Origin of the sequence: Baekduia soli, assembly GCF_007970665.1 — a bacterium.
Lineage (GTDB): Bacteria > Actinomycetota > Thermoleophilia > Solirubrobacterales > Solirubrobacteraceae > Baekduia > Baekduia soli.
The window spans coordinates 4441310-4463838 of sequence record NZ_CP042430.1 but is presented as its reverse complement, the minus strand read 5'-3'; the positions used below and the strand labels follow the sequence as shown (position 1 = coordinate 4463838).

The window sequence follows — 22529 nt, the reverse complement described above, 5'->3', positions numbered from 1 at the left end:
AGTCAGGTCCTAGGACTACGGGGTGGTCGAGCCGGACTCGAGCTGCTTGCGCTGCGCAGCTCCCTTGGTCTCGGCGTCCTGGATGTCGGTCTTGCGCTGCGCCAGCCACTGCTGGTACTCGGCGACGGAGACGGCGCGCACCTCCGCGATCATGTTCGCGTGGTTGCGTCCGCACAGCTCGGCGCACTGGCCGTAGAAGATGGTGCCGCCCGGCTTGGCGCCGAACTTCGCCGGGATCTTGAACCAGGTGTGGTTCGTGTAGCCGGGGATCGCGTCGAACTTGCCGCCCAGCTCGGGGATCCACCACGAGTGCGCGACGTCCTGGGCCTTGATGTCCAGGGTGACGGTCGTGTCGACGGGGACCACCATCTCCTCGTAGGAGAAGGGCGCGCCGAGGTTCTTGGCCGAGTCGCCGCAGTCGGCGCTGTAGGTGTAGCGCCAGATGTACTGCTGGCCGTTGACGCAGATGTTCAGCGACTTGCCGTTGGGCGGCAGCCGGCGGCTGGAGTCGGCGAGCTGCAACCCGGTCGCCGACGAGTCGGGCGGGTTGCGGATGTCGTCGAGCTTGATGAACGTCAGCGTGGCCAGGATGACCAGGATCACCGCGGCCCCGACGGTCCAGCCGATCTCCAGGCGGGTGTTGCCGCGGATCTGGGCCGGCACGGCGCCCCTGCGGGCCTTGAACTTGAAGACGGAGTAGAGGAGCACGCCCTCCACGCCCAGGAAGACGATCGCGGCCACGATGAGCGTGACCGTGTAGAGCCAGTTGATGTCGTCCGCATTGGACGACCCCCCGTGCTCCGGGGTGAGGAGCCCGGCGGAGGCCACCGGTGCGAGCACCAGGGCCGCGGCCAGGGCCACGAGGAGAGCTGGGATGGCGCGGCGCGGAGTCATGTGAGGGGGGTGCGGAGGCGGAAGGTGTCCAAGGCGGCGGGGATTCTATTCACGTGGACCGCTGAAACGGTCGCCGGTCGTCCACGCCGGGCGCGGGCGGACTCGCGACTCGGCGCGATCCTTGCGTACTCGGCGGCTGCGCGCATCATCACCGACCGCCGAAGTTGGCGCGGCGCTTCTCCACGAACGCCGTCACGCCCTCGACGAAGTCGTCCGATGCGGCCATCTCGCGCTGGATCCGCGCCTCGAGCTCGAGCTGGCCGTCCATGCGCTCGAAGAGCCACGCGTTGAGCTGGCGCTTGGATCCGGCATAGGAGGCCGTCGGACCCGCGGCGAGGCGGTCGACGAGCGCCTCGACCTGGGCGTCGAACGCGTCGTCGGGGACCGCCCGGTTGATCAGGCCCCACTCGGCGGCCTGGACGGCGCCGACGCGCTCGCCGAGCATCGCCATCTCGGCAGCGCGCGTGAACCCGACGCGTTCGGGCACGAAGAGCGACGACCCCCCGTCGGGGGCCAGGCCGATGTTCACGAAGGCCAGCAGGAAGTACGCCGACTCCCGGGCGATGACGAAGTCGGCGGCCAGCGCCAGGGAGAGCCCGATCCCGACGGCCGGGCCGTTGACGGCGGCCACGACGGGCTTGGGCATCGTGCGCAGTCCGGTGATGATCGGGTGGTAGCGCTCGGTGAGGATCTTGTGGACGTCGGGGCGGCCGTTCGGGGTGACCTCGTCCTTGGAGCCCATGTCGCGCAGGTCGGCGCCCGAGGAGAACGCGCGGCCGGCGCCCGTCACGCAGACGGCGCGGACGTCGTCGTCGGCGGCGACCTCCTCGACCGCCGCGCGCAGGTCCAGGCCGAACTGGCGGTTCCACGCGTTCATCGATGCGGGCCGGTTCAGTTCGATGGTCGCGGCGTGGCCCCGGCGGTGGACCGTGATCGTCTCCCAGTCGGACATCGGCGGATCCTACGGTGCGCCTGGCGGGCCGGGGCCACGGCGGGTACGGTGAAGGTATGGCCGGCAGACCAGTCATCGGCCTCTGCGCCGCGATCGAGCGCGCGCGCTGGGGGGCCTGGGACACACCCGCGCACCTGCTGCCGCGGGAGTACGCCGACGCGGTGCAGCGCGCCGGCGGCCTCGCGCTGCTGCTCCCGCCCGACCCGGCGGCCGTCGCCGACCCCGACGAGCTGCTCGACCTGCTCGACGGGCTCATCCTGGCCGGCGGCAGCGACGTCGGCCCGGCGACCTACGGCGCGGTGCCCCACCCCGAGACCAAGGGGGTCAGCCCCGAGCGCGACGCGTTCGAGGTCGCCCTGGCCCAGCGCGCCATCGAGCGCGACCTGCCGTTCCTGGGGATCTGCCGCGGGATGCAGGTGCTCAACGTCGCGCGCGGCGGCTCGCTGCTCCAGCATCTTCCCGAGAGCCACGGCCACACCGAGCACCGCCGGACCTCGGGCAGCTTCGACGGCAACGACCACCTCGTCCGGCTCGCCGACGGCTCGCTGGCGGCGCGCGCGGCGGGCGAGCAGGTCCACCGCGCGCTGAGCCACCACCACCAGGCGGTCGACCGCGTCGGCGAGGGCCTGGTCGTCACGGGCCACGCCGACCTCGACGACCTGCCGGAGGCCATCGAGCTGCCCGATCGCCGCTACGTCCTCGGGGTGCAGTGGCACCCGGAGGCCGATGAGACCAGCCGGCTCATCGCGTCGCTCGTCGCCGAGGCTCGCGACTACGCGGGCAGGTCGACGCGCGCCAGCTCGAGCACCGGGAACGGTGGGGCCTCCGTCGTGGCCCGGTAGCCGGCCAGCTCGCGCGGCCCGAGGGCGGTGAAGGCGTGGTCCACCAGCTCGGCGTAGGCGCGCTGGACGACCACGGCGCCCGCGCCCGCGCGTCCGCGGGCGACGCGCTCGCGGCTCTCGGGGCGCCCCACGTAGGTCCACACGGGGCCGCCGGGCGCCGGGTCGATCGCGGCGGTGACCTCGACGCGGCGGTACTGGCGCTCGCGCCCGTCCAGCGCGGCCAGGTCGGCGTCGCCGACGGCCAGCAGCGCCCCGCGGATCACGGTGCCGGGGTCGGGGGCGAGGTCCAGGAAGGCGACGTCCACGGCGGGGCGCGTGCCGTCGGGCGCCTCGTAGACCTTGTAGCCGGCCAGCGCGATGCGGTTGTCCATCGCCACACCCCACACGCGCCGGTGGCCCTGGAGGTGCGCCGGGCGCGCCCGCGGCGTGACGAGCGAGGCGTAGCCGAAGACCCAGCCGGCGGCCATGGTGCTCAGAGGATCGGCGTCCGGCGCCCGCCGGCGTCCAGGACGACGGCCGCCAGCCGCGGCGCGCCGGCCGTCGAGGTCCAGTCCTGGCGCAGCGTGAACTGCGAGTAGCCCGCGGGCGCACGGAAGCGCACCGTGGTCGTGCCCGTCGCCGCGATCGCGTGGCGCACCCCGGCGACCACGACGGCGTGCGGGTCCCCGCCGCCGCGGTAGGTCACGACGACGTCGGTCGGCGCCCCGAGCCAGACGCTGCCCGAGACCGTGGTGTTGCACACGCGCGGCCGGTCGGTGCCGACGATGTCGGGCGACGTCGGCGAGTAGATCGGCGACGGCCGCGGGCACGCGAGGATGAGCACGGCGCGCGCGCGGGGCACGCGGCCGGGCACGAGCGTCGCGATCCGCCCGATCCGCGGGTCGGCGACGCTGCGGGTCTCGTCCTGGAACGTGATGGCCGCCGCCGGGTCGGCGATGAGGAACCGGTTGGGCACCGGGCCGCATCCCGGCGCGATGTCGACCACGCCGGAGGTCAGGAAGCGGAACGTGCACGAGTGCCCGCGCAGGGGCCGGCCGGGCAGGCCCGCGGGCGGGACGTAGACCGCGGCGATGTCGCGGTTGAAGAACTCGAGGTCCTCGTACTGCGGAGCGTTCTGGGTCAGGCCGATGAGCGCGACGGGACCGCGCGCCGTGTGGTCGATCCACTGCAGGTCGGACGGCAGCTGGGTGCGGAACGACCTGGCCGTCGTCGTCATCTGGTGCCAGGCGGCCTGGTCCTGGACGGCCAGGACGGCCAGCAGGAGCGTCGCGAGCGCGGCGACCGCGCGCCCCGGCGCCCACGAGCGCGCGACGATGGCGATCGTGGCGCCGACCAGCACGAGCGCCAGGAGCGCCAGCGCCGGGCCGATCCGCAGGCCGAGGAGCTGGTGGGCACGGTAGGCCGTCGCCCACGCGGCGCGCTCCTCGCCCAGGCCCGCGATCGCCGGGCGCGCGAGCAGCAGGACACCGCCGAGGCCGGCGATCGCGAGGACCCGCGGGCCGAGCAGCCGGCGGTCGGCGGCGAGCACGAGCGCGAGGACGATCGCCAGGGGCGCGGCATAGGCGACGTAGCGCTGGATGCCCGAGACCGCCGGGGTGAAGCCGGCCAGGAACAGCCCGCTCTGGCCGGCCAGGACGATCACCGCAGGCCAGAACACGGCCAGCAGCGGGCCGGCGCGCTCGTCGCGCCAGGCCGAGCGCGTGGTCGCCGCGCCGGCCGCCAGCAGCACGGGCAGCAGGCCGCTGACCGTGACGAGCTCGCCGAGCTGCAGCGCGGTCTTGTGGACGATCCGGTCCAGCGAGGGGCGCAGGGACACGATCCCGGCGTAGTCGCCGGTCACCGAGGGCGCCACGAGCACCACGACCAGGCCCACGGCCGACAGCGCGCCCGTCGCCAGCAGCGCCGGCGCGTGGGCCCGCAGCCGGTCGCGCGCCAGCTCGGGGCGGCGGACGACGTCGAGCACGAGCGCGGCGGTCAGCGCGGGCAGGAGGACCGCGAGCTGGATGCGCGCCCAGCAGGCCAGCAGCGCGAGCCCCAGCGCCGGGGCCCAGCGCGCGCCGCCCGGGCGGCGCAGCGCCCACACCGCGGCGCACATCGACCCGACGGCCAGCGGCATGGCCAGCACCTCGGTGACGATGCCGGCGCCCATGAGCATCCACGTCCCGGCGACGGAGAGCATCGCGGCGAGGACCGCGCCCCGCCGGCCGAGCAGCTCGCGGCCCAGCAGCCAGACCGGCACGACCTGGGTGCACAGCAGGAGGACCCCGAGGACCTTGCTGGCGTGGTAGGCGTCGACGGTGGAGTGCCAGATCGCCCACAGCGGGGTGATCGCGTACACGTACAGCGCGGCCACCACCCCGAGGTGCTCGCCGCGCCAGGTCGTGCCGTCGCCGTCGGCCAGCGAGCGCGCGAGGTGCGCGTAGCGCAGCTCGTCGGGGAACAGGACGGGTAGCGGGACGCGCAGCGCAAGCACGAGGTAGACCGCGGCGGCGACGCCGTAGACCGCCAGCACCGGGGCCCATCCGGCTCCGCGGCGCACCGGGCGCCGTGCGCCCTCGTCCTGCCGGGCGGGGTCGCCGGAGGTCCCGGCGGCCTGCGCGTCGAGGCCGGTGCTCATGCGCCCGGCAGTCTGGCAGCCGGGCGCGTCGTGGGAGCCGCCCTACGCGGCGGCGCGGCCCACGGCCTGCGCGACACCCTGGCGCGCGCGGCAGACGAGCGCCTTGCTGGCGCCGGTGGACACACCGAGCACGCGGCCGATGTGGGAGTGCGAGCGGTCCTCGAGCTCGTGCATCACGAGCGCCTGGCGCTGGCGCTCGGGCAGGGTGCCGAGGCCGGCGACGACGCGGGCGAGGTCCTCGCGGCGGCCGATCGTCGAGACCGGGCCGGGGCCCATGTCGTGCAGGACGGCCTCGTGCGGGTCGAGGTCGGTCGTGCGGTTGGGGCGCCGCAGCTGGTCGAAGCAGCGGTTGCGCACGATGGTGTGCAGCCAGGGGCGCAGGGCGATCTCGGCCTGCCCGCTGCGCATGGCGCGCAGGGCGCGCAGGAAGGCGTCCTGGACGCACTCCTCGGCGTCGTGGTGGCGGCCGCCGAGGACCTGCCGGGCGTAGCCGGTCAGGGGCGCCTCGTAGCGGTGCACGATCGCCGAGAACGCGGCGTCGGAGCCCGAGCGGACGGCGGCGACGAGCGCCTCGTCGGTGGCGGAGCCGGCACGCGGGGCGCGTGCGCGGGAGGCGGGGGCGGCGGGGGAGGGGGGCAGCGCGGTCATGGACGGCATGGTCGTCGCGGCCGGGCGGGTGCGCCAGGGACCCCGGGGCTCGGGCTGCTCCACCCCAGGTGTGGTGGATCCACACCTGGGTCTACCCTGCGGACGGTGACCGAGGAGTCCCCGCTCGCCGCCCACGCCGCATCGCCCGCCGAGCTCCAGGAGCGCCTGAGCGCCGAGCGCGCGGGCGCGCCGTTCCTCGTGCTGCGCGACGGCGAGGGCCGCCAGCGGCTGCTGCGCCTGGAGGGCCTGCGCCTGAGCGTCGGGCGCGGCGAGGGCAACGACGTGGCGCTGCCGTGGGACAGCGAGGTGAGCCGCCTGCACGCCGAGCTCGAGTGCATCGCGGGGGAGTGGACCGTCGTCGACGACGGCCTCTCGCGCAACGGGACCTACGTCAACGGGATGCGGATCTCGGGCCGGGCGCGGCTGCGCGACGGCGACACCCTGCGCATCGGGCGCACCACGTTGGGCTACCGCCGCCCCGACGCCGAGGAGACCCAGGAGCGCACGGTGGTCGCGGGCCGGCCCGTGGCGCTGACCGACCTGCCGCCGACGCAGCGCGGGGTCCTCGTGGCGCTCGCCCGTCCCTACAAGCACGGCGAGTTCGCCACGCCGGCGACCAACCAGGAGATCGCCGAGGAGCTGCACCTGTCGGTCGACGCGGTCAAGGCCCACCTGCGTTCGCTCTTCCAGCGCTTCGGGATCGAGCAGCTGCCGCAGAACCAGAAGCGCTCACGCCTCGTGGCCGAGGCCCTGCAGCAGGGGATGCTGACGACGCGGGATCTGTAGGGGCGGGCGGTGGCGCGATGGCGCGCGCCCCTGGGGCGGGCGCGTGGGTCCTCCGTGACGGCGGTGGTCGGGTTGACGTGCCATGTCCCCGTCAAGGTGACCCGATGCGCGTGCGGCGCCCTGGCCGATGGCGCGTCGCTGGGGCATGACCCCACGTTCGCGCCATCGGATGCTCCGGTGAGCGCCGGCGCGCCACCTCCGGCGTCGGCACCCCGCGGCACGCCGGCACCCCGTCCCTCAGCCGCTCGTGATCCGCGTGATCGTCGAGTCGCCGAGGTTCGTGACCCACGCGCTGCGGCCGTGGGCCACCACCGCGTAGGGGTTGCGGCCCACCGGGATCGGCTGCCCGATCAGCGCTCCGGTCCTGCGGTCCAGCCGCACGACCTCGTTGGCGAGGCGGTTGGCGACCCACACGGCGGTCGAGCCCACCGCGACGCCGGCGGGCCCCGCGCCCGACTGGTTCGTGTAGCGCGGGTCGAAGGACGGCGCGATCTGGCTCACGGTCCCGTCGCCCTGGTTCGTGACCCAGGCGAAGCCCGCCCCGAACGCGATGTAGTGCGGGCCGGCGCCGACGGGCAGGCTGCGGCGCGCGCCGGTCGCGGGGTCCAGGCGGCTGACCCGGTTGCGGCGGCGGTTGGTGATCCACACGTAGCCGCCGCCCGTGGTGATGTCGCCCACGCCCTCCTCGCCGAACAGCAGCTCCCGGGTCGCGCCCGTCGACGGGTCGACCTTGATGACCGACGAGATCGGCGTGCCCGGGTCCTGGCGGCGGGCGATCCAGATCGCGCCCGCGCCCGCGGCCGCCTTGGCGATCGTGCCCGGCGTGAGCTGGATGCGCTTGACGACCCGACCGCTGCGCGGGTCCACGCGGGCGAGCTGGTGGCTCGACCCGTTGGTGACCCACAGGGCGCCGAAGCCCGCGGTCACGCTCGTCGTCCCGCCGGACCAGCCGAGGTCGATCGTCCGGCGGGCGCCGTCGCCGACCGCCGGGAGCCCGATGAGCCGGCCGGTGTTGACGCTCGTCGACCACACGCGCCCGTTGGCGTAGGCGATGGAGTTGGGGCGCGTGTCGACCCGCACCGGGGCCGCGGCGCGAGCCGACCCGGCGCGCGCGCCCGTCGTCGACGTCGTCGCCTGCCCGGCGTTGGAGGCCTTGTCCTTGCCGCCGCCGCTGCCGACCAGCGCGACGACGCCCAGGACGACCGCCGCGCCGAGCAGCAGCGACAGCGCCGGGGCCAGGAACGCCCGCAGCCGGTCCGATGTCCTGCGCCGGACACCGACGACCTCGGTCGGCGTCGCGCCGGCCGGCACGGCCGTCGGCTCGTCCAGCGCGCCGCCGGGGGCGGCCGCCCCGCGGGCGACGAGCCGCTCGGGCCCGGGCGGCGGCGCCCCGCCGGCGGCCGCGAGCGCCGCGCGGCCCAGGTCGCCGGCCGACGGGAAGCGGTCGTCGGGCTCCTTCTCCAGCGCCCGGCGAACGACGTCGGCCAGGGGCCCGGGCACCTCCGGGGTCAGGTCGCGCGGGTCGGGCGCGGGGTCGTGGAGATGGGCGAACAGCGTCGCCTCGTCGGAGTCGCGCCGGTAGGGCGCGGCGCCCGTCAACACGTAGAACAGCAGGCACCCGAGCGCGTACACGTCGGCGCGCGCGTCGACGGGCGCGCCGCGGATCTGCTCGGGCGCGATGTAGCCCAGCGTCCCCACCCAGCGTCCCGAGCCCGTCATCGTCGTCTCGCCGGTCAGGCGCTTGGTGAGCCCGAAGTCCGTCAGGTACGCGTGATCGCCGTCCAACAGCACGTTGGCGGGCTTGATGTCGCGGTGCACGAGGCCGCGCGCGTGGGCCGCGTCCAGCGCGCCGCCGACCTGGGCGATGACGGCCGCCGCGCGGTCGGGCGTCAGCGGCCCCTCGCGGCGCACGAGCGAGCGCAGGTCCTCGCCCTCGACGAGGCGCATCGCCAGGTACAGGCGTCCCGCGTCCTCCCCGGCCGAGTAGACGGGGATCACGTTGGGGTGGTCGATCGCGGCGGCCGCGCGCGACTCGCGGACGAAGCGCTCGCGGAAGTCCTCGTCGCGAGCCAGCGGGGCGGCGATGAGCTTGAGGGCGACGGGGCGCTGGAGGTCGAGCTGGAGCGCCCGGTAGACCACGCCCATGCCGCCGCGCCCGGCGACACCGCTGATGCGGTGCCCCGCGAAGACGTCCCCGGCCTGCAGCTCGCTGTCGAGCGCGCTCATCCCGCGCTCGACGCTACCGACTCCCCCGGCGCGTGCGCGCCGCCGTCGGGTCCGCCCGCGGCATTAGACTCGCCGGTCTCGTGCGCCTGTCCAACGCCCTTCGCACGGCCGCGTGGGGTGCCATCGCGGTCGGTGTCGCGGTCCCGCTGGCCCGGCGCCGCGCGCGGATCCCCCGCCCATCGTGACGGCCGCCGCGGCCGTCGCCCCCGTGGCCCTCTGCATCGCCATGCCGCGGTCCCGGCGCCGCGACGTGGCGATGTGCTGCCTGCAGATGTACGCCTACACGGTGACCTACCAGATGCCCAACGACGACCCGGAGGCGCTCGAGCGCCGGGTCCACCTGGACTACCCGTGGCGGGTCGACCGGGTCCTGGGCGCTGGGGTGCTGCCCAACGTCCGGCTGCAGCGCTGGTTCGCCGCGCCGGGGCGCATCCGCCGGCGCGACCAGGTCCTCGTGTGGTCGCACTGGTTGTGGTTTCTGTTCCCGCACGGCACCGTCGCGTACGTGCTCCTGCGCCGTCCCGAGCGCTTCGCCCGCACCGCGACCCTCACCTACGCGGTGTTCGACCTCGGCCTGATCGGCTACTGGGCCGTCCCGACCGCGCCGCCGTGGTACGCCTCGATGCACGGGCGGCTGGGCGAGGAGGGCGACATCGCGGTGCGCCGCATGATGGTCGAGCACGGCAGGGCGTTCTGGGGCGACGGCTGGGAGCCGCTGTACCGGGTCCTGGGCGGCAACCCGCTGGCGGCCATGCCCTCGCTGCACTTCGCGACCTCGCTCATGGCCGCCCACCTGCTCACGGAGGCGGGCCCGGTCGAAGGCGCCGTGGGCTGGACCTACGCGTCGACGCTCGGGTTCGCGCTGGTCTACCTGGGCGAGCACTACCTCGTCGACCTCCTCGTGGGTACCGCGCTGACGGAGGGCATCCGGGCCGCGGCGCCGCGGATGGCCCCGGTCGCCGCGCGCGTCGGCCGCACGGTGCAGGCGCTGGAGCGCCGGGCGATGGCATGAGCGACGGCCGGCAGCAGCCGCGCGCCACGCGCGACGATCCCGAGGCCGCCCGGGCGCGCGAGGCCCAGCGGCGCGCCACGCAGCTCGTCGCCGACGAGGAGGACGACGACGAGATGCCGCGCATCCAGGTGTCGCGGCGCACGCTGGCCCTGGGCGCGCTCTTCGTGGTCGTCATCATCGCCTTCCTCGCCGTCGTGCTGCCGCAGATCGCCGGCCTGGGCGACACCTGGAAGCAGGTCAAGGACGGCGACCCCGTCTGGCTCGTGATCGCCGCCGTGCTCACCGTCCTGTCCTTCGGCGGCTACGTGATGCTCTTCCAGGGCGTCTACGTGCGCGACGGGTTCCGCCTGACGGTCTCCGAGAGCTACCAGATCACGATGGCCGGGCTGGCGGCCACGCGCGTGTTCGCCGCCGGGGGCGCGGGCGGGATCGCGCTGACGGCGTGGGCGCTGCGACGGGCCGGCATGCCCCGCCGCGCGGTGGCCGACCAGACGCTCGCGTTCCTCGTGCTCACCTACGCGGTCTACACGGCGGCGATGGTGCTCGGCGGCTTCGGCCTGTACTTCGGGCTGCTGCCCGGCTCGCGCGATTGGGCCATCACGCTGCTGCCGGCCGCGATCGGCCTGGCGGCGTTCGTCATCGCGCTGCTGCTGGCGCTCATGCCGCCCGACCTGCAGGAGCGCCTGCGGGGCCGGGCGGGCGAGGGCGGCCGCGCCGCCAAGATCCTGCAGAAGCTCGCCCATGTGCCGGCCGCGGTCTCCTCGGGCATCCGGATCTCGATCCAGCACGTGCGCGCGGGCGATCCGGCGCTGGCGGGCTCCGTGGCCTACTGGGGGTTCAACATCGCGGTGCTGTGGGCCGCGTTCCACGCGTTCGGCGAGGCGCCGCCGTGGGCCGTGATCGTCATGGGCTACTTCGTCGGCATGCTCGCCAACCTCCTGCCGCTGCCGGGCGGCGTCGGCGGGGTGGACGGCGGCATGATCGGGGCGTTCGTGGCCTTCGGCGGTGAGTCGCGCGACTCGATCGTCGTCGCGGTGCTGACCTACCGCCTCTTCGCCTTCTACCTGCCGACGATCCCCGGCGCGATCGCCTATCTGCAGCTGCGCCGGACCGTCGCGCGGTGGACCCAGGAGCGCGCGGAGCGCAAGGAGGCGGCCGGCGTGGCCGCCGCGCAGGCCTAGGAGGGGCCTGTAACGGGCCGTGGGGCGGCGGTACTATACAAAGTGAAGTCAAGCTGCCACGCGCGGCGCACGAGCAGATCGGGAAGGATCATCAGCATGGCCGACGTCGAGAACGTGATCATCATCGGGAGTGGCCCCGCGGGCTACACGGCCGCGCTGTACACGTCGCGCGCCAACCTCAAGCCGCTGGTGATCGAGGGCTTCATGTGGGGCGGGCTGCTCCAGCAGACCACCGACGTCGAGAACTACCCAGGCTTTCCCGACGGCATCATGGGCCCCGAGCTCATGCAGAAGCTGCGCGACCAGGCCGAGCGCTTCGGAACGCGCTTCATCACCGACCAGGCCACCTCGGTGGAGCTGGCCGACGAGCCCGGCGGGATCCACAAGGTCCACGTCGGCGACGACGTCCACGAGACCCGCGCGGTCGTGCTCTCGATGGGCGCCGAGCACAAGAAGCTCGGCGTGCCCGGCGAGGACACCCTCGCCGGGGCCGGCGTCTCCTACTGCGCCACCTGCGACGCCGCGTTCTTCAAGGACCACGTGATCATGGTCGTCGGCGGCGGCGACAGCGCGATGGAGGAGGCGATGTTCCTGGCCAAGTTCGGCTCCAAGGTCATCCTCGTCCACCGCCGCGACGAGTTCCGCGCCTCGAAGATCATGGTCGAGCGCGCCCGCGCGATGGACAACATCGAGTTCAAGACCCCGTACGTGGTCGAGGCCTTCCTCGACGGTGACGGGCCCTTCAAGCGCGTCGCGCGCCTGAAGCACTCCGGCACCGACGAGACCGAGGACGTCGCGATCGGCGGCGCGTTCATCGCGGTCGGCCACGAGCCGCAGTCCGAGCTGATCGATGGCGTCATCGACGTGGACGACGAGGGCTACGTCCGGACCGACGGCAAGTCGACGCGGACCAACCGCCCCGGCGTGTTCGCCGCCGGCGACCTCGTCGACCACACCTACCGCCAGGCCATCACGGCCGCCGGGTCGGGCTGCCAGGCCGCGCTGGACGCCGAGTGGTACCTGCGCGACACGCCGCAGGTCCCCACGCCGGAGGGCATGCCCGACGGCGACCTCGCCGAGGCGCAGTGGGCGGCTCCGGCGCAGCCCGCGTCGTAGCCGCGGCGCGGTCCGCGGCAGGACTTCTCTCTGGGCCTGAAGGCGATCCGGCGTCCGCGTCGAATCGCCCCATTTGCCCGTGAACGAAACATTGCTTAACGCGCACCGGCCGCAACTCGGGTACGGACCGGACGTAGAGAGAGATAGATGTCGCACACGTTCCAGTACCCCAAGGTCACCCCGGTGACCCCCGCCGCACCGAAGCCCGCTCCCAACGGCACCGGCGCACCGCAGCCCAAGCGCTGAGCCGTCGCGCCAGCCCGGGTCCTAGCCGGCCGGCACGCCCTCCAGCGCCAGCAGCGCGACCTTGCGCTCCAGCCCGCCCGTGTAGCCGGTGAGCCGGCCGCCGGAGCCGATGACCCGGTGGCAGGGGACGACGATCGGGATCGCGTTGGCGCCCAGGGCCCGGCCCGCCGCCCGTGAGGCGCGCGCGTTGCCGGCCCGGGCGGCGATCGCGCCGTAGCTGGCCGTCGCGCCGAACGGGATCGCCGCCGTGGCCTGCAGGATGCGCCGGCCGAACGGCGTGCTCAGCGACCAGTCGATCGGCACGTCGAACGTGCGGCGCCGCCCGGCGAAGTACTCGTCGAGCTCGCGGCGCACGTCGTCCAGGCGGCCCGGCGCCTCCAGGATCCGCGGGCTCAGCCGCCGCGCGAGGCCGTCGAGCACGGCGTCGACGCCGCCGGCGTGGTCCTCGTAGGCGATCCGGACCAGGCCGCGCGGGGTGGCCGCGACGACGAGCCGGCCCACGGGCGAGGCCATGACGGCGTAGGCGACGTCCGGCCGCGCGCGCCGTGCGAAGCGCTCGGACGCCGCGGCGGCCTGGGCAGGACCGACGTGGGGCGGGTGCAGGTCGCTCATGCGGGGATCTCCAGTCGCAGCTTCTTGAGGCCCTCGTGCGCCGAGCGCCGGGCGGCCTCCTCCGAGCACCTCAGCGCCGTCGCGACCTCGCGGTGGCTCAGGTCCCCGGCGTAGCGCAGCAGCACGGCGGCACGCTGCTTGGGCGGCAGGGCGCGCACGCGCGCCCAGGTCTCGTCGTCGGCCGGCGGCGCGTCGTGGACGGCCACCTCGGGGACCTCGGCCATCGGGACGGCCGCGCGGCGCCGGGCGCGGTGGTGGTCCAGCGCCTTGCGGTGGGCGATCGTCAGCACCCACGCGCGGGCGTGTCCGTCGTCGCGCAGGCGCGGATAGGCGCGCAGCGCGGCCAGGAACGTCTCCTGGAAGCAGTCGTCGGCCGCGTCGCGGCCCACGGAGGCCACGAGGAAGCGCAGGACGGGCGTGCGGTGCTCCTCGAGGAATCGCTGGAACGGGATCACGTTGGGGTTGGACGCCGTCGCGGCGGGGTTCGTGAGATCGGCGCCGGGCCCTGAGCCGCGGTTGACCTCCGAGCGTAGGATCACACCCCAGGAACCTCGGCGACCTCGTCAACACGGCCAAGAAGTCGTCGACCGGCGGCGGCACCGACGCGCTGAGGGCGACCTCGAGGAGAAGGACATCGCGACGTCCAAGGGCCGCGTCCGAGAAGGCCACGGCCGCCGCCGATGCCCTCGAGGAGCCCGGCCGGCACCCCGTCGCCGCCGCCCTCCGCGTGCTGGCCGACGGGGGGCCGCCGCGGCAGGCTACGGCTCGCCGTGGTCGTGGCGCAGGTGCTCGTCGTCGTGGAAGGCGAGCACCCGCCGCAGCAGCGGCGCCGCCCGGTAGCGCTCCTCGCCGTATTCCTCGCGCAGGCCGTCGAGGATCATCACGACGTGGTCGATGCCCATCGCGTCGGCCCAGGCCAGCGGCCCGCGCGGGTAGTTGAGCCCGAGCTGCATGCCGTCGTCGACGTCGGCGGGCGTGCCGACGCCCTCGCCGACGGCGAAGGCGCACTCGTTGACGACCTGCGCGACGATCCGGCCGAGCACGAGGCCCGGGGCGTCGGCGACCCACACGGTGCGCCGACCCAGCGCCTGGAAGAACGCCTCGGCGCGCTGCGCGCTGACCTCCGCGGTGGCGGGCGTGCGGGTGAGCTCGACGATCCCGATCGGCGGCAGCGCGTGGAAGCCGGCGGCCGCGCCGCCCTGGTCCAGGGCGGCCAGCGGGCCCTCGGCGCACAGCAGCACGCGCGGCGCGCCCTGCAGCGGCGCGGAGTCCTCGTCGCCGGGGCCGCACTCGACGATGAGCCACGGCACGCTGCCGTCGGCTTCCTCGGAGACGTCGAAGCCCGCGTCGGCCGCCCGCTCGCGCAGCTCGTCGGCGATCGGCAGGAAGCCGCTGATCAGGACGGGGCGCCCGTCGCCGCCGCCGGCAGGCGGATCCTCGGGGTCGGGCCCGCGGTGCGGCGTGCCCTCGGCGTAGGCGTACCACCCGCGCCCCGACTTGCGGCCCAGCCGGCCGGCGGCGACCATCTGCGCGCTCAGCGTCGACGGCCGCCAGCGCGGCTCGCCGAAGCTCAGCTCGTGGAAGGACTTCGACACCTCGAAGCCCACGTCGACGCCGACGAGGTCCTGCAGCTCGAAGGGGCCCATCCGGAAGCCGGCCGCGCGCACGACGGCGTCGATGGTCTCCACGTCGGCGATGCGCTCCTGCAGCAGGCGCAGCGCCTCGAGGCTGAACGGGCGGTTCGTGCGGTTGACGAGGAACCCTGGGCCGTCCTTGGCGTCGATGACGCGGCGGTCCATGGCCTCGCCGGCGGCCCGGGCCACGGCCAGCGCCTCGGGCGCGGACTCCAGCCCGGCGATGACCTCCACGAGCTTCATGAGCGGCGCGGGGTTGAAGAAGTGCAGGCCGACGACGCGCGAGGGGTCCTGTGCGGCGCGGGCGATCGAGGTGATGGGGATCGACGAGGTGTTGGACGCCAGCACGGCGTCCGGCGCGATCCGCGACAGCGCGGCGAACAGCTCGTGCTTGATCGGCAGGGACTCGGGGGCGGCCTCGATGATCAGCTCGCAGGCCGCGAGGTCCTCGAGCGCGCCGGCGAGCTCCAGTCGCGCGCCGATGGCCTGCGCGTCGCCCTCCAGCCGGCCCTTGGCGACGAGGCGCGCGATGCCGTCGCGGGCGCGCTCGGCGCCCCTGGCGGCGGCGCCGTCGACGGCGTCGAACAGCAGCGTCCGGGCCCCGGACTGGGCGGCGAGCTGGGCGATCCCCGAGCCCATCGAGCCGGCACCGACGACGCCTACGACCTTTGGAGCGCTCACGGCCCCAGCCTCTCATGCGGCCGCGGCGCGTGCGTCGCGGCGGGCGACCGCGTCGCGGCGGCCGACGCGTAGACTCGCGCCGGTGGACCCCTTCGCCGTGATCATGCTCGGGATCGTGGGCGGCGTCCTGGCGTCGCTCGTGCTCCTGGGCCTGTTGCATCCGCGCTCCGGCGTCCAGGCGCTGCGCTGGGAGCCGACGCGCTCGGCCGAGGTCGAGATCCAGAACGAGATCGACGACCTCGACCAGATGCTCGAGGCGGCCAACGCGCGGCGCCGCCGGCGCGGCGCGCCCGAGCTGACCGAGGACGCCGTGCGCGCCTCCGTCGGCCGCGACCTCGCCGAGACGGTCCGCCGGCGCGACGACCTGCTCGCCGACCTCGACGTCGCCCAGATGCTCGAGGTCAAGAACGCGCGGCGGCGCGCGAAGGGCCTGCCCGAGGTCACCGCCGACGAGTACCGGGCCCGCGTCGAGGGCCGCACCCGGTGAGGGCGCTGCTGGTGGGCGGGGGCCGGCCCGGGCTGGCCCTGACGCGCGCGCTGGCCGCCGACGGCCACGCCGTGCGCTTCGTCACGCGCCACGAGGCGTTCCGGCCCGAGATCGAGGCTGCGGGCGCCGAGTGCTGGATCGGCGACCCGGACCGCATCGGCTCGCTGCGCCTGGGGCTGGACAACGTGACGATCCTGCTGTGGCTCATGGGCCGAGCCCCCGACGGCGACCTGCACGGCTCGCGCCTGACGATGATGCTCGAGCGCACCATCGACACCACGGTGCGCGGCGTCATCTACGAGGGCACGGAGGCCGGGGCGGCCGAGGTGGAGCGGATGGCGGGCTACAACGAGATCCCCTGGTCGGTGCTCGACACCCCGCGCGAGGACGAGGCCGCCTGGGTGGCCGCCGTCATCGCCGAGATCGACGCGATCCTGGCGGCGCCGCGGGGGCGTAGGCGCTCCGCGGCGGGTCGCGCGGCACGCCACGAGCGCCCGCTACCCCAGCCGGTCGAAGAGGTCGGCCAGCATCCGCGCCGTAGCGCCCCAGACGAGGTGGTCGTCGACGACGTAGGTGTCGGTGCGGAACGGCACGCCGCGGCGCAGGATGCTCCGCCGCCCGTAGCCCTCCTGCAGCTGTGCGAGGGAGAACTCGAGCACCTGCTCGACCTCGGCCTCGGCGGGGCGCCACGTCTGGCCGGGCTCGATGAGGCCGACGAAGGGGTAGACCGCGTAGTTGGTGGCGATGGTCGGCACGGGCTGCAGCGCGCCGACGAGCTCGACGCCGCCGGGCGCCAGGCCGATCTCCTCCTCGGCCTCGCGCAGCGCGGTCGTGCACAGGTCGGCGTCCTCGGGGTCCTGGCGGCCGCCGGGGAACGAGATCTCGCCCGCGTGGCGGCGCAGGTCGTCGCGCCGCTTGGTCAGGACGACGTGGGGGACGTCGCCGACCAGGAACAGGGGGACGAGCACGGCGGCGTCGGTGCGGCCGTGGACGTCCAGCGCCGCCGCCTCCGCGGGGTCGAGGAGGACGCCGGACAGCCGCTCGCGCAGGTCAGCGCGCGAGAGAGACGCGCTCGACCCGCTCGTCGAACATCACCTCGCCCTCGAGCGTGCGGTGCACGGGGCACTTGGCCGCGATGATCCGCAGGCGCTCGACCTGCTCGGCCTCCATCGTGTCCGGGAAGCGCATGACGAGGTTGAAGCGGGTGGGACAGCCGCGCTCGGCCGGCGTGTAGTTGCAGGCGACCTCGACGTCGCCGACGTCCCAGCCCTTGCGCTTGGCGTACATCTCCATCGTGATCGCGGTGCACGCGGCGAGGCTGGCCGCCAGCAGCTCCTGCGGGCTGGGACCGGTGTCCTCACCCCCTTTGTCGGCGGGCTCGTCGACGGTGAGCTGGTGGTCGCGGATCCGGATGGACTGCCGGAACGTGCCGGACCGGTGGGCGGTCGCCTTCATGGGGTGGTGGCCTTCGTGATCGCGAGAGGTCGGAGAGTCGATCCTTCTCCGACGATGATGCCAAAGGCGCTCACGCGAGCGGGTTGAACATCAGTCCAGTCGGCACCTTCGGGTAGAAGAAGGTCGACTTGGGCGGCATGTTGACGCCCGCCGCGGCGATCTCCTGGACCTGGCGGACGGGGCTGGAACGCAGGAAGAAGGCGCAGTCGAACTCCCCGGAGAGCACGAGCTCGCGCGCCTCGTCGTCCGTGCGCGAGTAGCCCAGGCCCTCGAGGTGGGAGATGGACTCCTCGTTCATGCCGAGCACGCCCTCGAGCACCAACGCCTCCAGGACGGCGGTGTCGAGATGGCGGTAGGGCTCGGGATAGGCGGCCAGCGCGGCGTCGGCCAGGTCCTGGCCGGCCAGGGTGAGGCGGTAGGCCTGGCGGTGGTGGCCGTCGAGGTAGCCCATCGTCAGCGGCGTCGACGCCGTCGGGTCGTCGGGCGGTCGCAGCTCGGAGAGCTCGATGGGCTGCGGGTCGAAGTGCTCGCGCAGGTAGGCGCCGAGGCGCTGCTGGGCGTCGGCGTCCAGGCCGCGCACGAGCCGGTGCGTGGGAAAGATCGTCAGCCCGGGATCCTGGAGGGCGACGAGGCACATGAGCACGTAGCGGTGATCGCCCTCGCCGCCGATCTCCTCCGCGTAGACGCGGGCGGTCTCGTAGCGATGGTGGCCGTCGGCGATGAGCAGCTCGACGTCGGCCATCGCCATCGTCACGCGGGCCACGGCGGCCGGGTCGTCGACCTTCCACAGGCGGTTGAGCGTGCCGTCGGCGTCGGTGGCCTCGCCCCACGGGTCGCCGTCGAGCTGGGGCGCCAGCGCGGCCCACGCGGCGCCGGCCGGGTCGTCGTAGAGCGAGAAGATCGGCGAGAGGTTGGCCTTCGTCGCGCGCGTGAGCCGCAGCCGGTCCTCCTTGGGACCGGGGTGCGTGCGCTCGTGCGGGCGGATGCGGCCCGGGCCGTAGTCCTCGACGCGGACGCGCGCGAAGAACCCGCGGCGCGTCAGCGACCGGCCGTCGGGACCGGTGTAGTCCTGCTGCAGCGCCCACATCGACGGGTGCTCGTCGCGCACCACGGCGCCCTGGTGGCGCCACAGGGCCAGCAGCCGCGCGGCCTCCTCGTAGGGGTCGCCGCCGAGCGGGTCCTGCGGCAGGTCGACGTTGACGACGTTGTGCGCCGAGCGCGCCGCGAGGTGCGCCCGCTGCGCGGGGTCGATCACGTCGTAGGGCGGGGCGATGACGGACTGCAGGGAGCCCACGACCCCGAGGTCGTAGTGCAGTGCGCGGAGGGGTCGGACGTCGGCCATGGCGGCCGACGATATCCCGCGCTAGCGCCTGCGCGGCGCGTGCTGGAGGCCGCGGCGGCCGAACTCGGTCGCGTAGGTGCCTGCGCGGCCGGCGGCGAAGACCCGGCTCGGCGCCCCCTGGGCGACGCCGATGCCGATCTCGCGGAAGCTCGGGTCCAGGATGTTGCGGCGGTGCGGCGGGGAGTGCATCCACGCGTCGACGATCTCGGCGGGCGTCGCGGCGCTGCCGGTGCCCCACGCGAGGTTCTCGCCGATGACCCAGCCCCGCACGCCGTGCAGGTAGCGGGTGCGCTTGATGCGCTGGGCCATGGTCGAGCCGTTGGGCGACACGTGGGCGAAGAAGCTCTGGCGGACCATCGCGACGGCGTAGGTCCGGGCCGCATGGGTCAGCGAGCGCTGGGCGTGCAGCCGCGGGAGGCCGAAGCGCGCGCGCTGGCGGTTGAGCAGGCACAGCGTGGCCGAGCGCATGAGCGCGCTGTCGCTCGCGGTGGGCATCGCGTTGGCGCCGCGGCAGAACGGCGTGGCCGCCGGGCCGGTCGGTGCCGCCGCGGCCGGCGCGCTCAGGGCGGCCGTGGCGAAGATCGCGGGAAGGACGAGGCGGATTCGGCTCATGGGGACGCTCAGGCGAGGGTGGGGGAGGACGACGCAGGAGCGAGGCTGTCCGGTCCGGGTGGCCGGTGGCCTCCAACCGGTGATCGGCCGGGCAAACACCGGATGGGCACGAATGGACGGGTGTTCTACTCAGCGTTCGGGACCTGACGCACCAAAGGTCCTCATCCCTGTCCATCGGGCTCAAGTCCGGGACGGTGTGGCCGAGGCACCGTCAGCCGCCGGACCGTCCGGGGGCGGCGACTAGACTCCGCACGCAGACGGGGCGTGGCGCAGCCTGGTAGCGCACCTGCTTTGGGAGCAGGGGGTCGCCGGTTCAAATCCGGCCGCCCCGACTGGAGAGCGAGCCTGGCGATCAGGCTCGTTCTCGTTCCTCGGGCGGCGCATCGAGCGGGCCGGTGTCGAGCGAGCACCGCTTGCCAGTGGCCGGGTCCGACCGCGCAGACGCGCTCGGCGATCCTGGCCATCGCGCGCCGAGGGCGCAGCGTCGTCGGGATGTCCGGCGAACGCCGCCAACCTCGCGGCGGCTCGTGGGATGCTCTGCACCGATGAGCGGGCTGCTCGAGCGTGCGGATGAGCTGGCGGCGCTCGACGCGGTCGTCGCCGACCTTGACCGCGACCGGGGGCGCCTCGTCCTCGTCGGCGGCGAGGCGGGCATCGGCAAGACGTCGCTGGTCCGAGTGCTCGGCGCCCGCGCCGGCGGCGTGCGCGCGCTCGTCGGCGCGTGCGAGCCGCTGTCGGTGCCCATCCCGCTGGCCCCGCTGCGCGAGCTGGCCGAGGCGTCCGGCGGGTTCGACCTCCTCGCGCTGGAGACCCAGGATCGGCTGCGGCTGACCTCCGCGCTGCTCGGGGCGCTGGCCCGCGTGGCGCCCGTGGTCGCCGTGATCGAGGACGCCCACTGGGCCGACCCGACGACGCTCGACGTGGTGCGGCTGCTGGCGCGGCGCGTCGAGCACAGCCGGGTCGCCGTCATCGTGACCTACCGCGATGACGAGGTCGGCGCCAACCCCCAGCTCGAGCAGCTGCTCGGCGACCTCGTCACCGCCCCCGCCGTGCGACGGATGCGGCTGGGGCCGCTCAGCGAGACGGCCGTCCGGGCGCTCGCCGCACCGGCGGGGATCGATCCCGTACGGCTCGCGAGGATCACCGGCGGCAACCCGTTCCTCGTCACCGAGGTGATCGCCGCGGGCGAGGAGATGCCCGCCTCCGTCCGCGACGCCACGCTGGCTCGTGCCGGCCGGCTCAGCGGCCGGGCACGCGACGTCGTCGAGGCCGCCGCGGTGATCGGCCAGCGCGTCGCACCCGGGACGCTCGAAGCGGTCGCGCCGGGCAGCGGAGCGGGCCTGGGCGAGGCTCTGGCGCGCGGCGTGCTGGTCCACGACGGCGCGACCCTCGGCTTCCGCCACGAGCTCGTGCGCGCCGCGATCGAGAGCTCGATCCCGGCCCACCGGCGCACCGAGTTGCACGGGCGGGTCGTGGCGGCGCTCGAGGGCATGCCGGAGACGGACGACCACGCGCGGCTCGCCCACCACGCCGAGCTGGCGGGCATGGTCGACGCGGCCTGCCGGCATGCGGTGATCGCGGCCGACGAGGCCGAGCGCGTGAGCGCGCTGCGGGAGGCCGGCCTGCAGGCCCAGCGCGCCCTGCGCCTCGGACGTTCGCTGAGCGACCCCGATCGTTTTGAGCTGCTGCTGCAAGCGTCGCGCACGGCGAACTTCGCGAGTGCCGAGCTCGACGAGCCGCTTGCTCCCGCCGAGGAGGCCGTGGCGCTCGCACGGCGCCTGGGCGACCCGGTGCGCGAGGGGCGCGCGCTCGTCGCCCTGGCCGGGCCGCTGTGGTCGCTGGACCGTGTGACCGAGGCACGGGCGGCGGCCGAGCACGCCGTCGCCGTGCTCGAGCAGACGCCGGATCGGGCGGCGCTCGGCCGCGCGCACGCCACCCACATCCGGATGCTGGCCACCGCCTTCGATCCGGCCGCCGCGCTCACGGAGGGATCGCGGGCCCTTGCCGCCGCGACGGCTGCCGGGCTCGAGGCCACCCGGATCGATCTCGAGGTCAGCCTCGGCCTCGCGCGCGGGCACCTCGGCGACCCCGCCGCCGGGGCCGCGCTGGTCGCCGCGCTGCGCGACGCCCGTGCCGCGGGGCTACCGATCCCGACGGTGCGCTGCTGCGTCAACCGCGTGTACGTCGCCGTCATGCTGCGGCAGCACGCGCTCGTCGACGACGCCACCCGGGAGGCGGCCGCCGTCCTCGACGAGCACCAGGCGACGATCCCGCGCAACGTCGTCGAGCTCTACCGCGCGCGCAGTCTGCTCGACCGGGGCCGCTGGGACGAGGCGCTCGCCATCGCGACGCTGCCCGACCGCGCCCTGGCCGCCGAGGTCCCCATGGCCCGCGCGATGGTCGCGATCGTGGCCGTACGCCGCGGCGAGCTCGGCGCGCGAGAGCGGCTCGACCATGCCTGGCAGGACCTGCGCGACGTCTCCGAAGGCTCGCGCCACGTGGCGATTCAGGCGCTCCGGATCGAGGCCGCATGGATCGAGGGCGACCACGACGCGGCGCGGCGCCTCCTCGCCGCCGCCCGGGCGGCGCCCGCCGCGCGGTGGTTCGCGCGGCCGGCGGGCGACCTTGCCCTGTGGGCGGCGCGGCTCGGGATGGCGTCCGAGGTGCCCGGCGGCGCCCCGGACGCCGTCGCGCTCGAGCTGGCCGGTGACTGGCGGCGCGCGGTCGCGGCGTGGCGCAGGGCGTCGGCGCCCTACGAGGCGGCGCTGGCGGCGCTGCCGGGCGACGACCGCGCGGCGCGCGAGGCCGTCGGGCTGCTGCATCGGCTGGGTGCGGACGCCGCCGCGCGCGCGTTCGGGCGGGAGCGCGCCGCGCTGGGGTCCCGAGTCCCCCGCGGCCCGCGGCCGTCGACGCGTGCCCATCCGGCCGGGCTGACCCGCCGCGAGCAGGAGGTCCTCGAGCAGCTGGCGACGGGATCGACGAATCCCGGGATCGCGGCGGCGCTGCACATCTCCGAGCGCACCGCGGCTCACCACGTGGCGGCGATCCTGGGCAAGCTCGGCACGGTCGATCGCCGCGACGCGGTGCAGCAGGCCCGCGAGCGGGGCCTGCTCGCGCCAAGATAGGCCTGCGTCCGCGCCAAGATGGGCCGCCTGGCCGATGCCGCGGCCCGCGGTCCCGCCGTAC

General features: G+C 75.0%; 20 protein-coding genes and 1 tRNA gene. 8 read left to right on the top strand and 13 right to left on the bottom strand.

Translation table 11 applies throughout. The features are described from left to right. Positions 1–15: 15 nt before the first annotated feature. The gene (gene coxB / locus FSW04_RS21615; protein ID WP_146922270.1) at positions 16–894 is read right to left on the bottom strand and encodes a cytochrome c oxidase subunit II; all 879 of its coding nucleotides are present in this window, start codon (positions 892–894) and stop codon (positions 16–18) included. 148 nt (positions 895–1042) lie between these two features. Then, on the bottom strand, positions 1043–1846 hold the full coding sequence (locus tag FSW04_RS21610) for an enoyl-CoA hydratase/isomerase family protein (protein ID WP_146922269.1): 804 nt from the start codon (positions 1844–1846) through the stop codon (positions 1043–1045). Between the two features lie 56 nt (positions 1847–1902). On the opposite strand from FSW04_RS21610, the gene FSW04_RS21605 reads away from it, so the two are divergent. Further along, positions 1903–2688: a gamma-glutamyl-gamma-aminobutyrate hydrolase family protein gene (locus FSW04_RS21605; protein ID WP_146922268.1), complete on the top strand. Its 786-nt coding sequence runs from the start codon at positions 1903–1905 to the stop codon at positions 2686–2688. On the opposite strand, the gene FSW04_RS26480 is transcribed toward FSW04_RS21605, so the two are convergent. The 3 genes from FSW04_RS26480 to FSW04_RS21595 are packed head-to-tail and all read right to left on the bottom strand — an operon-like array spanning position 2619 to position 5953. Beyond that, positions 2619–3155, bottom strand: a complete 537-nt coding sequence (locus FSW04_RS26480) for a gamma-glutamylcyclotransferase family protein (RefSeq protein ID WP_187368999.1) — start codon at positions 3153–3155, stop codon at positions 2619–2621. The two genes, FSW04_RS21605 and FSW04_RS26480, sit on opposite strands and share 70 nt — an antisense overlap. A gap of 5 nt (positions 3156–3160) precedes the next feature. Next, positions 3161–5305, bottom strand: coding sequence for a hypothetical protein (locus FSW04_RS21600; protein ID WP_187368998.1), 2145 nt, complete (start codon positions 5303–5305; stop codon positions 3161–3163). Between the two features lie 42 nt (positions 5306–5347). Next, a complete protein-coding gene (locus FSW04_RS21595; protein ID WP_187368997.1) occupies positions 5348–5953 on the bottom strand; it encodes an RNA polymerase sigma factor in 606 nt (201 codons plus the stop codon). Positions 5954–6118: 165 nt separating this feature from the next. On the opposite strand from FSW04_RS21595, the gene FSW04_RS21590 reads away from it, so the two are divergent. Then, positions 6119–6739: an FHA domain-containing protein gene (locus FSW04_RS21590; protein ID WP_146923936.1), complete on the top strand. Its 621-nt coding sequence runs from the start codon at positions 6119–6121 to the stop codon at positions 6737–6739. 237 nt (positions 6740–6976) lie between these two features. Here the strand turns inward: FSW04_RS21590 and FSW04_RS26475 are convergent, their stop codons facing one another. Then, a complete protein-coding gene (locus FSW04_RS26475; protein WP_187368996.1) occupies positions 6977–8965 on the bottom strand; it encodes a serine/threonine-protein kinase in 1989 nt (662 codons plus the stop codon). A gap of 181 nt (positions 8966–9146) precedes the next feature. Between FSW04_RS26475 and FSW04_RS21580 the strand changes: the two genes are divergently transcribed. From FSW04_RS21580 to trxB, 3 genes are all read left to right on the top strand, one after another. Continuing rightward, positions 9147–9977 carry a phosphatase PAP2 family protein gene (locus FSW04_RS21580; RefSeq protein WP_146922266.1) on the top strand — a complete coding sequence of 277 codons (831 nt, stop codon included), beginning with the start codon at positions 9147–9149 and terminating at the stop codon, positions 9975–9977. Beyond that, positions 9974–11158 (top strand): lysylphosphatidylglycerol synthase transmembrane domain-containing protein, encoded by a 1185-nt coding sequence (locus tag FSW04_RS21575; protein WP_146922265.1) that lies wholly within the window; start codon positions 9974–9976, stop codon positions 11156–11158. The genes FSW04_RS21580 and FSW04_RS21575 overlap by 4 nt, the downstream gene beginning before the upstream one ends. Positions 11159–11254: 96 nt before the next feature. Next, a complete protein-coding gene (gene trxB, locus FSW04_RS21570) occupies positions 11255–12274 on the top strand; it encodes a thioredoxin-disulfide reductase (RefSeq protein WP_146922264.1) in 1020 nt (339 codons plus the stop codon). A 267-nt stretch (positions 12275–12541) separates the two neighbouring features. On the opposite strand, the gene FSW04_RS21565 is transcribed toward trxB, so the two are convergent. From FSW04_RS21565 to FSW04_RS21555, 3 genes are all read right to left on the bottom strand, one after another. Beyond that, positions 12542–13132: a methylated-DNA--[protein]-cysteine S-methyltransferase gene (locus FSW04_RS21565; protein WP_146922263.1), complete on the bottom strand. Its 591-nt coding sequence runs from the start codon at positions 13130–13132 to the stop codon at positions 12542–12544. Beyond that, a complete protein-coding gene (locus tag FSW04_RS21560) occupies positions 13129–13671 on the bottom strand; it encodes an RNA polymerase sigma factor (protein ID WP_228430630.1) in 543 nt (180 codons plus the stop codon). The genes FSW04_RS21565 and FSW04_RS21560 overlap by 4 nt, the downstream gene beginning before the upstream one ends. A gap of 219 nt (positions 13672–13890) precedes the next feature. After that, positions 13891–15447 carry a 3-hydroxyacyl-CoA dehydrogenase NAD-binding domain-containing protein gene (locus FSW04_RS21555; RefSeq protein ID WP_146922262.1) on the bottom strand — a complete coding sequence of 519 codons (1557 nt, stop codon included), beginning with the start codon at positions 15445–15447 and terminating at the stop codon, positions 13891–13893. A gap of 82 nt (positions 15448–15529) precedes the next feature. On the opposite strand from FSW04_RS21555, the gene FSW04_RS21550 reads away from it, so the two are divergent. Beyond that, on the top strand, positions 15530–15934 hold the full coding sequence (locus FSW04_RS21550; RefSeq protein ID WP_146922261.1) for a hypothetical protein: 405 nt from the start codon (positions 15530–15532) through the stop codon (positions 15932–15934). A 497-nt stretch (positions 15935–16431) separates the two neighbouring features. Here FSW04_RS21550 and FSW04_RS21545 read toward each other — a convergent pair whose 3' ends face one another. The 4 genes from FSW04_RS21545 to FSW04_RS21530 all read right to left on the bottom strand — a co-directional run bounded on the left by FSW04_RS21545 (position 16432) and on the right by FSW04_RS21530 (position 19343). After that, positions 16432–16902 carry an NUDIX hydrolase gene (locus tag FSW04_RS21545; protein WP_228430629.1) on the bottom strand — a complete coding sequence of 157 codons (471 nt, stop codon included), beginning with the start codon at positions 16900–16902 and terminating at the stop codon, positions 16432–16434. Positions 16903–16984: 82 nt separating this feature from the next. Next, on the bottom strand, positions 16985–17389 hold the full coding sequence (locus tag FSW04_RS21540; protein WP_146922259.1) for an OsmC family protein: 405 nt from the start codon (positions 17387–17389) through the stop codon (positions 16985–16987). 70 nt (positions 17390–17459) lie between these two features. Continuing rightward, positions 17460–18731 carry a DUF1015 domain-containing protein gene (locus tag FSW04_RS21535; RefSeq protein WP_146922258.1) on the bottom strand — a complete coding sequence of 424 codons (1272 nt, stop codon included), beginning with the start codon at positions 18729–18731 and terminating at the stop codon, positions 17460–17462. A gap of 21 nt (positions 18732–18752) precedes the next feature. Continuing rightward, positions 18753–19343 (bottom strand): CAP domain-containing protein, encoded by a 591-nt coding sequence (locus tag FSW04_RS21530; RefSeq protein ID WP_146922257.1) that lies wholly within the window; start codon positions 19341–19343, stop codon positions 18753–18755. 258 nt (positions 19344–19601) lie between these two features. Between FSW04_RS21530 and FSW04_RS21525 the strand changes: the two genes are divergently transcribed. Both FSW04_RS21525 and FSW04_RS21520 read left to right on the top strand, forming a co-directional pair. Continuing rightward, a tRNA-Pro gene (locus tag FSW04_RS21525) sits at positions 19602–19675 on the top strand. 213 nt (positions 19676–19888) lie between these two features. After that, a complete protein-coding gene (locus FSW04_RS21520; RefSeq protein WP_146922256.1) occupies positions 19889–22468 on the top strand; it encodes an ATP-binding protein in 2580 nt (859 codons plus the stop codon). Positions 22469–22529: the final 61 nt, after the last annotated feature.